Source organism: Streptosporangium sp. NPDC049644 (assembly GCF_040675205.1).
Classification (GTDB): Bacteria; Actinomycetota; Actinomycetes; order Streptosporangiales; family Streptosporangiaceae; genus Streptosporangium; species Streptosporangium fukuiense.
Genome location: NZ_JBFAOJ010000096.1, coordinates 21628 through 33273 on the forward strand (window position 1 = coordinate 21628; position 11646 = coordinate 33273).

The window sequence follows — 11646 nt, forward strand, 5'->3', positions numbered from 1 at the left end:
TACTCCAATCGTTCTATAACTCTCGGAAGAGTTCTATAACAGGAAGTGTGGCATGGGCGGTGCGGACGCGCCACCACCGGTATTCGGCACGGCAGCCAGGAGGGCCTTCGGCCGCGAATCGCAGCACGAGCGTGCGGATCGGTTCCTTCGGCGGGCCACGAATGCCGAGATCCTGCTGGGCACCGTGCGAGGTTCCTCGGGAAGGAGTTCGCGGAGCGGCCGGGCCGGATCGGCATCGAAGGCGGCGACCTCGGTGTCGGTCAGGGATGCGCCCACGCCGCAGGTGCGCATGCGGCCGCGCCACGCCTGGTGCGTGTACGGATGGACGCGCGGAACAGCGGCCCGGCGGCGTAGCCGGACGATCTCCTCGCCGTGGCGGGCGGCGACCGTACAGCTCGCACCCCGCGCGTGATCATTGCCTTGCCGGACAACGAAGGTCATCGCGTAACCGGTCAGGCAAGGGCTCCGGCGGTCCGCGTGAGTCTCGGAATTGCCTGCGCGCACCTTGAGGTCAGTCGCGGGGGGCGTGTGCTTCGTCGTGCGAGTCGATCAGGAGTACACCGCCGCCAGGGCGGGAGGCCCACCCGGGCCGAGTGGTTCGGCCAGGAGGATCGGTGTCTGCGCCATGAAACGGGGACGTCCGGTCAGGTTGCGTTGAGCGGCGTGGACGAGGAAAGGATGGCAGATGTAGGCGTCCCCCGGCTCGCCTGTCGCGTAGGCCAGTGGCCTGCCAGAAGTGCCGGCGTCGATGAGCGGTCCGGCGGTGAACGGGTCCATGGGTTCCTCGGAGAGGATCCGCGGCAGGTCGTGATGTGATCCGATCCGGATTCTGGTGGGCGCGTCGTCCGGGCCGACTTCGGACAGCAGCGTCAGGAGCAGGAGTGTATGAGGCCTGGTTGATACCGCCCACCGGCCGTCCTGCAGGGGGACGCTGGCGTCGATGTGCCAGCCGTCATCGTTGGACGCTTCGGCATGAGGGAAGCGGACGGGGATGTTGCCGAGCGTGAACTTCGGCGACCAGCCCCCGGGCCCCGCGACGGCATCCAGCGCCCGAGCGAGGACCTCGCTGGTGGCGATCTGTCCGAACGGGCCCTCACGCGTCAGGTCCGCCGTCCACACCACCGGCTGGGTCCACGTCGAAGGATCATCGGGCAGTGGCCCGATCCGCTCCCACAATCTCGCACACGCCTCGTCCGCGACCTCGCGCGGAACCACCGCAGGCACCTTGACGTATCCGTCACGCATGAAAGATTCCACCGCAGAAAGCTACGACAACACCGCTCTCGATTCATCCTATTTTCTAGCGTGCACCGGTTATCCATCTGCTCGTCCGGGCGGCCGGGGCAGGGTGGCCGGGCGGCCGCCCACCGGGTTCGAGCGGTACGAAGCCCATGACGAGCGCACCCGACGTCTCACCCGCCTGATCGTGAACACCCCGTCACTGGCCGCCCGGCGTCGGGAAGAGAACGCCCGATGGCAGGAACTCCTCCGGCCGGAGATCGCACGTCGTCTCGGAGCCGATCCAGCCGACGATTCCGACCCGCGCGCCAAGGCGGTGATCGCCGCCGCCCTGGGGTGCGTCGAGGCGGCTCTGACCGCGTGGACCGCGAACGCTCAGCCGCAAGCGCTCGCAAAGATCCTGGACCGCGCCATGCAGGCCCCTTCCGGCCTGGAATGAGGGCGAGGACGCGCGTGAGAGACGTCCGCAACTCCGTGCGGGCCGTCCTGGCTCACCGGACTCGAGCGCACTGACCGAGTGGACACATACAGAAGCACTCGCACCGTAACCCGAGTGGGGCCCGGGGGAGTACATACGGTGACTCTTTGAATTCAGGGCTGAGACAATTCGCGACAGTTAGCCATGTGGTCTCACCAGTAAAGTGCGAATTGGCGACTCTGTTCGAGGCGTCACTGGGCTGTGAGTGACTGCCTGTGGCAACCGGCGGCGATAAGGCGGCCGGGTGCCGGTAGGTCGGCGCAGAGCAGGAGGCGGGACGATCCACCGTTCGGGGTGGGTCTTGAAGTGCGAGGCGCGTGACCGGGCGCTCCAGGGTTCCCGGCCTCGGTGGTCACTTACACTGCGCCGACAGCGCGGGTGGTGATTCCGGTGCCGGCCACGCGGAGACCGGGCCGGGGTGGCCGACGTCGGCGGCCAGGAGGTTGCTGCTGTCGCCGGGCGTGAACGGCGATCCGGGATGCCGGTGTGGGCGAGGTCGGGCCGGACTGCGCGTGCCACTCCCCGCCACTTTCACTTTATATCAGATTCGTGCGTCTCATGAGGCGCCAGAAAGTGCTTCATACTTGCCCGTTGCGAACCGACCCGACGAACGATGGAGCAACGGAATTGGGTTACGTGCTGGGTTTCGAGGAGATCGACTCGACGAATATCGCAGACGTCGGCGGAAAGGGAGTGCACCTGGGCGAGCTTTCGCGAATCAATGGCATCCGCGTACCGGACGGCTTCTGCGTCACGACAGACGCCTTCCAGCGGATCGTGGCCGAGGCGCCGTCGATCGACGCTCAGCTTGACCGGCTGTCGCGCGTGAAACCGGACGACCGTGCGGCGATCCGCACCTTGAGCGCCGACATCCGCCGCGTCGTCGAAGGCGTCGCGGTTCCCGACGATCTTGTGGCAGCGATCAGCGAATCGCTCGCCCGACTCGGGGAGCAGGCCTCCTACGCGGTGCGTTCCAGCGCGACGGCCGAGGACCTGCCGACCGCATCCTTCGCCGGCCAGCAGGACTCGTACCTGAACATCGTGGGCCTACCGGCGATCCTTCGGCACGTCCGAAGGTGCTGGGCCTCGCTGTTCACCGAGCGGGCAGTGACCTACCGGCGTCGTAACGGCTTTGACCACCGCAAGGTGCGGATGGCCGTGGTCGTACAGCAGATGGTGTTCCCGGACGCGGCCGGGATCCTCTTCACCGCGGACCCCGTGACCTCGAACCGGAAGATCGCCACTGTGGAAGCCGGTTGGGGGCTCGGCGAGGCGCTGGTCTCCGGCCTGGTCGCCGGGGACGTCTACACGGTGCGCGACGATCAGGTCGTCAGCACGGCGGTCGCCACCAAGCCGCGGTTCGTCCAGGCGTCGCCGGGAGGCGGTACCCAGGACGCACCGATCGAACCGTGGCGGCAGACGCAGCCGGCTCTGACGGATGCGCAGGTCGTGAACCTGGTGCGGCTGGGCCGGCACATCGAAGCGCACTTCGGCAGGCCCCAGGACATCGAATGGTGCCTGGTCGGCGATGACTTCCACATCGTCCAGAGCCGGCCGATCACCACCCTGTTCCCCATCCCGAGGGCCGACGACCAGGAGAACCATGTCTACGTCTCCGTCGGTCACCAGCAGATGATGACCGACGCGATGAAGCCGCTGGGACTCTCCCTGTGGCAGCTGACGACCCCACGGCCGATGCACGAGGCGGGCGGCCGGTTGTTCGTCGACGTAGCCCCCGTCCTGGCGACGCCCGCGGGTCGCGCGAACCTCCTCGGGACCCTGGGGAGGTCCGACCCGCTGATCCGGGACGCGCTACAGACCGTCCTCGACCGCGGCGACTTCATCCGCTCACTTCCGGACGAAGATTCCATCGCCGCACCCGCCGGTGACTCACCCGCTCCGATCGAGACCGATCCGGCCGTTGTCACCCAGCTGATCCGACACAGTCAGGCGTCCGTCGCCACCCTGCGGAGCGAGATCCAGGCTCTGTCCGGACCGGCGCTGCTCGACTTCATCCTGGCCGACATCGCAGAGCTGAAGCGCATCCTGTTCGATCCGCAGGGCATCCAGGTGATCATGGCGGCGATGGAGGCGGCCTGGTGGCTCAATGACCGCCTCGAGGAGTGGCTGGGCGAGAAGAACGCGGCCGACGCGCTCACGCAATCCGTCCCCCACAACGTCACGTCGGAGATGGGGCTGGCGCTCCTCGACGTCGCGGACACAATCCGACCGCACGCGGACGTCGTGACGTTCCTGCACCGCGTCGTGGACGAAGGCCGGGAGGGCGACGGCTTCCTGAACGAGCTGGCCGGGCTGGCCGGCGGACGGGAAGCACGTGACGCCATCCGGGGCTACCTCGACGAGTACGGCATGCGCTGCGCGGGCGAGATCGACATCACCAGAACGCGCTGGAGCGAGCATCCCGCCACGCTCGTGCCCACCATCCTCGGCAACATCAAGAACTTCGAGCCGGGTGCCGGCAAACGACACTTCGAGCAAGGACGCCTGGAGTCACGACGGAAAGAACAGGAACTTCTGACGCGATTGCGCGCCCTGCCCCACGGGGAGCAGAAGGCCGAGGAGACCAAGCGGATGATCGACCGCGTCCGCACCTTCGCCGGATACCGGGAGTACCCCAAGTACGGCATGGTCAGCCGCTACTTCGCCTACAAGCAGGCGCTGCTGCGGGAAGCCGATCGCCTCGTCCGCTCAGGCACCCTGCGCGAGAAAGAAGACATCTTCTTCCTCCGGTTCTCGGAGCTGCAAGAAGTCGTGCGCACCGACGACGTGGACGCCGAACTCATTCTGGAAAGGCGGGAGGCGTTCCGATCGTACGAGGCGCTCACACCGCCCCGGGTCCTCACATCGGACGGCGAGGCCATCACCGGCCAGTACCGGCGTGAGGACACCCCGCCCGGCGCGCTGGCCGGCCTCCCGGTATCGGCCGGGATCGTCGAGGGCCGTGCCCGTGTCGTCATGGACATGGCACAGGCCGACCTGGAGGCGGGCGACATCCTGGTCACCGCCTACACCGACCCCAGCTGGACCCCCCTGTTCGTCACCGTCGCCGGACTGGTGACGGAGGTAGGCGGCCTTATGACGCATGGGGCGGTGATCGCGCGGGAGTACGGCTTGCCGGCCGTTGTGGGGGTGGAGCGGGCCACCCGGCTGATCCGGGACGGGCAGCGGATCCGCATTCACGGAACCGACGGGTACGTCCAGATCCTCCCCTGACCCGTCGCCTCGGACCCGGGACTCCAGCACTCGAGGTGGGCCATCTTCGGCACCGTCGCGCTCTACGGGAGCGGCAATTCGCGACAATGGTTTGTATTGCCAACCACCATGGAGGTGGTTGGCAATACAAATCATCTTCAGGGGGTCGCCATGCACGCCGCCGTCATCCCGGCAGTCGATGTCCCGCCGGTCTATCGCGACCACCCCGGCCCCGCGGAACGTCACGGCGACTAGATGGTCGTTGAGGTCCTCGCGGCCGGCCTGCATCATCTGGCCAGGGCAAAGGCGAACGGCTCGCACTACTCCGGCAACGGCGTGTACCCGCTCGTCCCCGGCGTCGACGGCGTAGTGCGCGACAAGGAGGGCAACGTCCGCTACGTGGCCCTGGATGACACAGCTCTGGGGACGTTCGCCGACCGCACCCTCATCGATCCTCGCCGCAGCGTGATCCTGCCCGACGGCATCGACCCCGTGCGGATCGCCGCCGCGATGAACCCGGCCATGTCGTCCTGGGTCGCGCTGCGCCGACGCGTCGACTTCCACGCCGGTCAGCGCGTCCTCGTCCTCGGCGCCACCGGCAGCGCCGGACGGATGGCCGTCCAGCGCGGCGCTCTGCGCGCCTGGGGGGCGCAGCTCCGCCCGCACATGACCTACTACCAGGCCAACGGCGTCGAACAACGGTATTTTGTCACCCCCGGCAACCAGCGGCAGATCACCCTCCGGCCGGTCATGGTGCGCAGCCTCCGGCTCCCGGTGATCGGCAATGCCTTGCGCTCCCTGCGAAGCAGCAGCAAGTCCATCCGAGAAAGGGAACTGGACATCGCCCACGCCGGCTGACAAGAGCCCGGCCCGCATGTACGCACTCGAACGGCGACGCTCATTTGGGGAGGGGCGCAGGCTGGCGACGCCGGCGGTCACAAGGTGTGGGTGGCAGTCGCCGGAGCGGCGTGCTCTGTACGGAGAACATCCGGGTCCCGGGGTTATGGCGACGTTGGTGGGCTCAGGGAACCGTGGGGTCACTCCTTACCTGATGGCTGGGACATCTTCGGGAGCGGAGAGCCCGTTCGGAGTGCCGGCCGAACAAAGAGTGGTATTACTGTGAGTTACCGAGCGATCCAATTGCGTCACGGAAAGGCGTGGCCGCGAGGGCCCACTCCGGTGCGCAGTCGGCCGTCTGCCAGTCCGGTGAAGCACCGTTCCGTCGGGATGCGACATCACCAACAGGGCCGGGGCCGTGCGCACCGGTCTCCACAGGAGGAGAATCTGTGATCTCGAAGAGCAAGAAGAACGCCCGTTCCATGGCCGTGGCGCTTGTCGCAGCCGCCGCCTTCACCGTCACCCTCCCGGGTGGCACCGCCTTCGCCATCGACCACGTCCAATGCGTTGGCGGCGAGAACTTCCTGAAGATCTGGTCGCACCTCGACGGCCGCCAGAGCGTCGACTGCTACGCCAATGCCGGAAGGACCGACTTCGGCGGATGGTGGGTCGACCGGATCTCCACGGGCAACAACGACTTGATCTACTACGACGCCAACGGCGACTCGGTGAAGATCGAGCGCTGGCACGACGTCACCTTCCCGAACCGTCCTCCGAAGGTCGTCGCCATCCAGATCGTGTGACACGTTGACATCTGGCTGCCGCCGGAATCGCCGGCCGGTCACGTCCCGCAGGCGTGACCGGCGGGCCTTTCAAGATTATTTCAGCCCGCCTCGCGTTCGGCCGCCTGGAGCCGCCGCCACTTCGCCATCGACTGCTTGATCTCCTCGCGCATGAACGCGAAGAACTGACGGGTCTCGTCCAGCCGTCGCCCGGCGGGGGAGTCGAGCCCCAGGAGTGCGGTGCCCTCGTCGGCACCGGCCTGCACCCGGACCAGCACCGGGTCGGACTGGCTGATGTAGTGGCTCCAGGTGTGCTCGTGGATCCGGCAGAAGTCGTGCCGGGTACCGGGTTCGCGGCCACGTTCGACCAGTCGCACCTGCACCAGGTATTTGACCGCCCCCGAGATCGCCGACGCGCCGACGTCCAGTCGCTCGGCGAGCTCAGCGGCCGACAGCTTGCCGGAGTCGGTGACCAGCAGCGCGGCATAAACGCGCGAGGCCATCCGGGGCATGCCGGATTCGACCATGATTTGCGCGAACCGTTCACGGAAATCCGCGATGGCGCCCTCGTCCGCTCGCGTCACCGCAGCTCCCTTCCTTATCGTGGCCCTCACAGTTAGATTATTCAAATATTTCACGAAATTCGTGAAATCAGAGTAGCATCGCTGTTGTGGAGACCGAGCTCGTCGGGGTGCAGAAGACTCTCAGCCCCGTCCTCAAGGCCAAAGCTCTGGACAACCGGCTGCCGGACCCGATCCTCGGCGATGAGTACGCCGAGCAGGTGATGCGCCGCCTCGACCCCGGCTACGACAAGCGCAGATTCGGCTCCAGCCAGCTGGGCCTCGCGGCGGTGGTCCGCGCCAGAGCCCACGACGACTGGGCCCGGAGCTTCCTGGCCGATCACCTCGACGCGGTGGTCCTGCATCTGGGCTGCGGCCTCGACGCCCGGGTGTACCGGATCGACCCGTCAGCCACCGTCGACTGGTACGACCTGGACTACCCCGCCGTCATCGAACTGCGGCAACGATTCCTGCCGCCCCGCGAGCACTACACCCTGATCGGCTCCAGCGTCACCGACCCTGCCTGGCTGGAACGCATCCCTCGCGGCCGGCCGGTGCTGATGATCGCCGAGGGGTTGGTGCCCTACCTGACCGAGTCGGACGTCCGGCGGCTGCTGACCAACGTCGTCGGCGCCTTCCCCGCCGGCCAAATCCAGATCGACACGGTACCGGTCTGGGCGTGGCGCACCTCGAGATGGGATCCCACGCTGCGCAGGTATGGCGCCCAGTTCCACTGCGGCTTCGACAACCCGGCCGCGCTCGCTGAGTGGCACCTGAGGCTCGAGTACGTCGACGAGGCGCCGATGTACGACTCGCCGATACTGATGGCCAAGGCCCCCGCGAACATCCGCCGCGTATACCGCCTCATGAACCTGCTGCCGGGCATGAAACAGTCCACCCGCATCGTGCGCTTCCGGTTCTGAGTTCAGGCTGGCGAAACCCGATCAACATCTCCCCGGTACCACAGAAAGCCCGTACGACTAGGGGATCCCCAGCCGCTGTCGGCCCTCTGGTGGCTGACGGAGAACCTGTCGGGCGTTGCCCCCTCATCGACGGGTGCCACAGGTGAGGCGCCCAAGGGCATCAAGCCACCGATGCCGGCCTGGTGGTTCGGGCATCTGGGCGGTGATGTGGAACTCGAGGCACGGCGCGTGCCGCGCCACCGGGTGTGGCGCCCCTTCGATCGCATCTACGCGACCTATGTCCGCCGCACCGCCGGCGGCTCCATCGGGCCTGGCGCACAGATCGCCAACCGTGAATACCTCGCCCGCAAACGGCGCTACAAGGCGCAGGTGGTCACGATGGTGGAGAGGCTCGGCTAGGAGATCTTCGCGCAACTCGTCGATCGGCTGACCTTCGGTGGCAACGATAGCGGACGGGCCGGAGATCGCACTGCTCATGGGCTTCACCGGCCGCCCGGAGTTCGAGGTGTGGCGGCCGGGAGAGTACCCCTTCGACGGCCCCGAGTGGTCCTGACGTCATCGTCCCCGGCGCGGACACTTTCACCGCGCACAGCCTGACGCCGCGGGCGTCCCCGTCTCCGTCATCGCCAAGCAGGGCCGCTGGGCCCCCGCCTCTCCCGTCGTCCTGCGCTACATCGGCGATCTGCTCGCCGCTACGGTCGATCGTCGCGGGAATCTTTCGATGCGCTCACCGCGATCAGCGGATGAGGGCGTAGCAGGTCGGTGCCCGTCAGTGGTGGTAGGCATGGACGACGGCGTGTCCCCTGCCCCGGCCGATGACCCACTTGTTGATGGGCGTGGTGACCAGGAAGGCCACCAGGAGGGCGAAGGCGAGGGTTCCCCAGAACAGGCCGGAGGTCAGCCCGGCGTCCATGGCGCCGGGAACCGCGACCATGACGGCGTTGTCGACGATCTCCATGACGAGAATGGACAGGGTGTCGGCCGCCAGCGCTAGCCGCAGGGCCTTGCGCCAGTTGACGCCCGCCTTGCGCAACCCGACCAGGGTGAGCGCGTAGCCGAAGAAGAAGGCCAGCACAATGGCCAAGATGATGGTGGGCACGTTCGGCCATCCCAGAGCCGTGCCGATCGCCATGCCGAGCACCTCACCGATGGCACACCCGGTGAGGCAGTGCAGGGTCGCCGACGAGGCCACCCGCCAGGTGGCCTTCCGCGCGTGGCCGGCGTGCCCGTGGTCATGCCCGTGGGGCTCCTCGTGTCCGGCGCGACTCTTGGAGTCCATCGATTCCGCCATCCCAGCCTCCCGGCTCGCGCATCTTTTCCCAGTCCCGGCCACCCTATACGGGTAAGGGGTATGCGGACAACGCTTTTCACGTCAGGAGGCTGCGGGTATCGGGCCCGCCACGATCGCGAACCCGGCGATCGGCGGGCCGGTGGCGGAAGCGACGCATGCCAGGCATCTACGACGGCCAGTAGCATTAGATGATTCGCCGCCAGATGGGAGTCTCACCTGATGCGTGGTCTGGGAGACCTGGAGTCCACGGTCATGGAGCGCCTGTGGTCGTATCACCGGCCGGCGTCGGTCAGGGACGTGCTCGAAGATCTCCGTCGCGAGCGGGACATCGCCTACACGACCGTCATGACGGTGATGGACAAGCTGCACAAGAAAGGCCTGCTCCGCAGGAAGCCGATCGGCCGGGCGTATGTCTACGAGACGGTGGCCAGCAAGGAGGCCTACACCGCCGGGCTGATGCGCAGCAGTCTCGCCTCCAGCGGAAACCAGGCGGCCACACTGGTGCACTTCCTGGAGCGGCTGACCTCCGAGGAGGCGACCGCACCGGAGGCCGCCCTGAAGGTGTATCCGCCCGAGGGCGCACACGATGGCCGCGGCCGCCCTCGCCCTGTACGCGGTGGTCGCGCTGCCCCGCCTGCCAGGCCGGGGCGGATGGGCTGATCGCGCACCTCGTCTGGCGATCTTCTCCGCTCCCGCCGTCACGATCCCGGGTGCGGCCCTGCGGTCCCTGGCTCCGGAGCAGGTCACCGCTGTCCTCGCTCACGAGCAGGCGCACCTGCGCGGGCGCCATCATCTCGTCCTGGCCGCCGCCGAGGCCTTCTGCCGAGCCTTCCCCCGTCTGCCGCTGTTCGCCCCGGCCCGGAGCGGGATCGCACGGCTGATCGAGCTCCTCGCCGACGATGTCGCGGCTTGCCGCCACCCGCGTATCCACATCGGTTCTCGGTGTTCTACCGTCCCGTCTCGCGCTGAACCCCCTTCACAGACCATGGCTCGATCGCTCCGGTTCGAGCGGCGGGCCGGCAGAGCCGCCGGTGCGCCGGCGGGTGATGATGGGAACGGGAGGAGACGATGACGAGGACAGGTGTGAACCATCCGATCTTCGCGCGGTTCTATGCCCGTATCAGCCAGGTGATGGAACGCGCAGGTCTGGCCGAGCGTCGGGAGGCGCTGCTGGCCGGGCTCTCTGGAAAAGTGATCGAGGTGGGCGCCGGCAACGGGTTGACCTTCGCCCACTATCCGCCGGCCGTTGCCGGGGTGCTCGCGGTCGAACCGGAGCCGCGTCTGCGCCGGTTGGCCCGGGTCAATGCCGGCAAGGCCCTCATACCGGTCGACGTTGTCGACGGTCTCGCCGACCGGTTGCCGGGCGAGGACGCGAGCTTCGACGCCGCAGTGATGTCCCTGGTGCTGTGCTCGGTTCCCGACCAGGCCTCGGCGTTGCGGGAGGTGTACCGGGTGCTTAAACCCGGAGGGCAGCTGCGTTTCCTCGAACACGTCCTGGCCGACTCATCTGGCATGATCCGCATTCAGCGTCTGCTGGACGCCACGATATGGCCCAGCCTGTTCGGCGGCTGCCACACCGGCCGCGACACTGCGGCGGCGATTGAGCGGGCAGGATTCACCCTTGAGCGGCTGGAACGGTTTCTGCTTCCCGAGATCCGCACGCCGTTGTCCTACCTCATCCTTGGGACGGCTCGCCGATGAGGGGGCCAGGACACGTCCTGGCCCCCTCATCGGCGAGCGGCCGCGGCGCGGCGCACCCATAATGCGATCCGGAACAAAGCGGTGGCGCGAACATCGGTCATGGTCGCGATCTCCGGCCTCTGCGCGGCTTTGATCGTCGCCGCCAGTTCCTTCACCTCCGCGTCGGAGGCGCGCGTCTCGGCCAGCCCTGCCATCTCCAGGGCCCGCTCGTGATGCGGGACCATCATCTGCGCGAAGGTGACGTCGACGTTGTTGAAGGAGGTCTGCGACTTCTGGCTTGCGGTAGGGACGGCAGCGGGAGCGCTGCTGGTCATGCCGGTGTGGCCGGTCGACGCATCGTCACCGCCTCCACAGGCGGTGAGCAGCGCGAAAGCGCCGGCTCGTGCCGTGGCGGTCACTGCGAGTCTGTGAAGGGCGGATCGGTTGGCGAACATCTCTGTGATCTCCTTCCGGTCGGTCGTATCTGCGTGCCGCTCGTCTGCGGGCGGATCCGTGGTGCCGTCCGCGCAGGTGATCGGCCTATACGCTTGAACTCCTCCCCGGCCTGAGGGCCGGAGACTCTCCCGTCGCGTCGCGGTCAGGCGGCGCGCGGGGGTTGACGCTTCACAGACCGGGCATTCCC

The 11646-nt window shown here is 67.5% G+C and carries 14 protein-coding genes; 9 read left to right on the forward strand and 5 right to left on the reverse strand.

What is annotated here, in order from left to right:
- Positions 1-33: 33 nt before the first annotated feature.
- Positions 34-441 carry a hypothetical protein gene (locus AB0J58_RS36010; protein ID WP_364224308.1) on the reverse strand — a complete coding sequence of 136 codons (408 nt, stop codon included), beginning with the start codon at positions 439-441 and terminating at the stop codon, positions 34-36.
- Positions 442-549: 108 nt separating this feature from the next.
- Complete coding sequence (locus AB0J58_RS36015; protein WP_364224310.1) at positions 550-1245, reverse strand: phytanoyl-CoA dioxygenase family protein; 696 nt, start codon at positions 1243-1245, stop codon at positions 550-552.
- Here AB0J58_RS36015 and AB0J58_RS36020 point away from each other — a divergent pair.
- The 4 genes from AB0J58_RS36020 (at position 1244) to AB0J58_RS36035 (ending at position 6570) form a co-directional block, all read left to right on the forward strand.
- On the forward strand, positions 1244-1678 hold the full coding sequence (locus tag AB0J58_RS36020; RefSeq protein WP_364224312.1) for a hypothetical protein: 435 nt from the start codon (positions 1244-1246) through the stop codon (positions 1676-1678). The two genes, AB0J58_RS36015 and AB0J58_RS36020, sit on opposite strands and share 2 nt — an antisense overlap.
- Before the next feature lie 675 nt (positions 1679-2353).
- On the forward strand, positions 2354-4951 hold the full coding sequence (rph, locus tag AB0J58_RS36025; RefSeq protein ID WP_364224334.1) for a rifamycin-inactivating phosphotransferase: 2598 nt from the start codon (positions 2354-2356) through the stop codon (positions 4949-4951).
- Between the two features lie 234 nt (positions 4952-5185).
- The gene (locus AB0J58_RS36030; RefSeq protein WP_364224314.1) at positions 5186-5788 is read left to right on the forward strand and encodes a hypothetical protein; all 603 of its coding nucleotides are present in this window, start codon (positions 5186-5188) and stop codon (positions 5786-5788) included.
- Positions 5789-6216: 428 nt separating this feature from the next.
- Positions 6217-6570 carry a beta/gamma crystallin domain-containing protein gene (locus AB0J58_RS36035; RefSeq protein ID WP_364224316.1) on the forward strand — a complete coding sequence of 118 codons (354 nt, stop codon included), beginning with the start codon at positions 6217-6219 and terminating at the stop codon, positions 6568-6570.
- A gap of 80 nt (positions 6571-6650) precedes the next feature.
- Here the strand turns inward: AB0J58_RS36035 and AB0J58_RS36040 are convergent, their stop codons facing one another.
- On the reverse strand, positions 6651-7133 hold the full coding sequence (locus AB0J58_RS36040) for a MarR family transcriptional regulator (protein WP_364224318.1): 483 nt from the start codon (positions 7131-7133) through the stop codon (positions 6651-6653).
- Positions 7134-7219: 86 nt separating this feature from the next.
- On the opposite strand from AB0J58_RS36040, the gene AB0J58_RS36045 reads away from it, so the two are divergent.
- Entirely contained in the window at positions 7220-8032 is an 813-nt protein-coding gene (locus AB0J58_RS36045; protein WP_364224320.1) for a class I SAM-dependent methyltransferase, read from the forward strand.
- 171 nt (positions 8033-8203) lie between these two features.
- A complete protein-coding gene (locus tag AB0J58_RS36050) occupies positions 8204-8431 on the forward strand; it encodes a hypothetical protein (RefSeq protein ID WP_364224322.1) in 228 nt (75 codons plus the stop codon).
- A 370-nt stretch (positions 8432-8801) separates the two neighbouring features.
- Here the strand turns inward: AB0J58_RS36050 and AB0J58_RS36055 are convergent, their stop codons facing one another.
- Positions 8802-9323, reverse strand: coding sequence for a DUF4396 domain-containing protein (locus AB0J58_RS36055; RefSeq protein WP_364224324.1), 522 nt, complete (start codon positions 9321-9323; stop codon positions 8802-8804).
- 219 nt (positions 9324-9542) lie between these two features.
- Between AB0J58_RS36055 and AB0J58_RS36060 the strand changes: the two genes are divergently transcribed.
- From AB0J58_RS36060 to AB0J58_RS36070, 3 genes are read left to right on the forward strand one after another with little or no spacing between them, the layout of a single operon-like run.
- Entirely contained in the window at positions 9543-9983 is a 441-nt protein-coding gene (locus AB0J58_RS36060; RefSeq protein ID WP_364224326.1) for a BlaI/MecI/CopY family transcriptional regulator, read from the forward strand.
- Positions 9910-10395, forward strand: coding sequence for a M56 family metallopeptidase (locus AB0J58_RS36065; RefSeq protein ID WP_364224328.1), 486 nt, complete (start codon positions 9910-9912; stop codon positions 10393-10395). Before AB0J58_RS36060 ends, AB0J58_RS36065 begins: the two co-directional genes overlap by 74 nt.
- Before the next feature lie 11 nt (positions 10396-10406).
- Positions 10407-11024 carry a class I SAM-dependent methyltransferase gene (locus AB0J58_RS36070; protein ID WP_364224330.1) on the forward strand — a complete coding sequence of 206 codons (618 nt, stop codon included), beginning with the start codon at positions 10407-10409 and terminating at the stop codon, positions 11022-11024.
- A gap of 26 nt (positions 11025-11050) precedes the next feature.
- On the opposite strand, the gene AB0J58_RS36075 is transcribed toward AB0J58_RS36070, so the two are convergent.
- Positions 11051-11458, reverse strand: coding sequence for a DUF305 domain-containing protein (locus AB0J58_RS36075; protein ID WP_364224332.1), 408 nt, complete (start codon positions 11456-11458; stop codon positions 11051-11053).
- Between the last annotated feature and the right edge of the window lie 188 nt (positions 11459-11646).

What these genes read in the sequence shown, in the direction of transcription:
- AB0J58_RS36010 (WP_364224308.1), bottom strand. Translation starts at nt 441, where the DNA reads ATGACCTTCGTTGTCCGGCAAGGCAATGATCACGCGCGGGGTGCGAGC.
- AB0J58_RS36030 (WP_364224314.1), top strand. Translation starts at nt 5,186, where the DNA reads ATGGTCGTTGAGGTCCTCGCGGCCGGCCTGCATCATCTGGCCAGGGCA.
- AB0J58_RS36065 (WP_364224328.1), top strand. Translation starts at nt 9,910, where the DNA reads ATGGCCGCGGCCGCCCTCGCCCTGTACGCGGTGGTCGCGCTGCCCCGC.
- AB0J58_RS36075 (WP_364224332.1), bottom strand. Translation starts at nt 11,458, where the DNA reads ATGTTCGCCAACCGATCCGCCCTTCACAGACTCGCAGTGACCGCCACG.
- AB0J58_RS36055 (WP_364224324.1), bottom strand. Translation starts at nt 9,323, where the DNA reads ATGGCGGAATCGATGGACTCCAAGAGTCGCGCCGGACACGAGGAGCCC.
- AB0J58_RS36015 (WP_364224310.1), bottom strand. Translation starts at nt 1,245, where the DNA reads ATGCGTGACGGATACGTCAAGGTGCCTGCGGTGGTTCCGCGCGAGGTC.
- AB0J58_RS36020 (WP_364224312.1), top strand. Translation starts at nt 1,244, where the DNA reads ATGAAAGATTCCACCGCAGAAAGCTACGACAACACCGCTCTCGATTCA.
- AB0J58_RS36060 (WP_364224326.1), top strand. Translation starts at nt 9,543, where the DNA reads ATGCGTGGTCTGGGAGACCTGGAGTCCACGGTCATGGAGCGCCTGTGG.
- AB0J58_RS36050 (WP_364224322.1), top strand. Translation starts at nt 8,204, where the DNA reads ATGCCGGCCTGGTGGTTCGGGCATCTGGGCGGTGATGTGGAACTCGAG.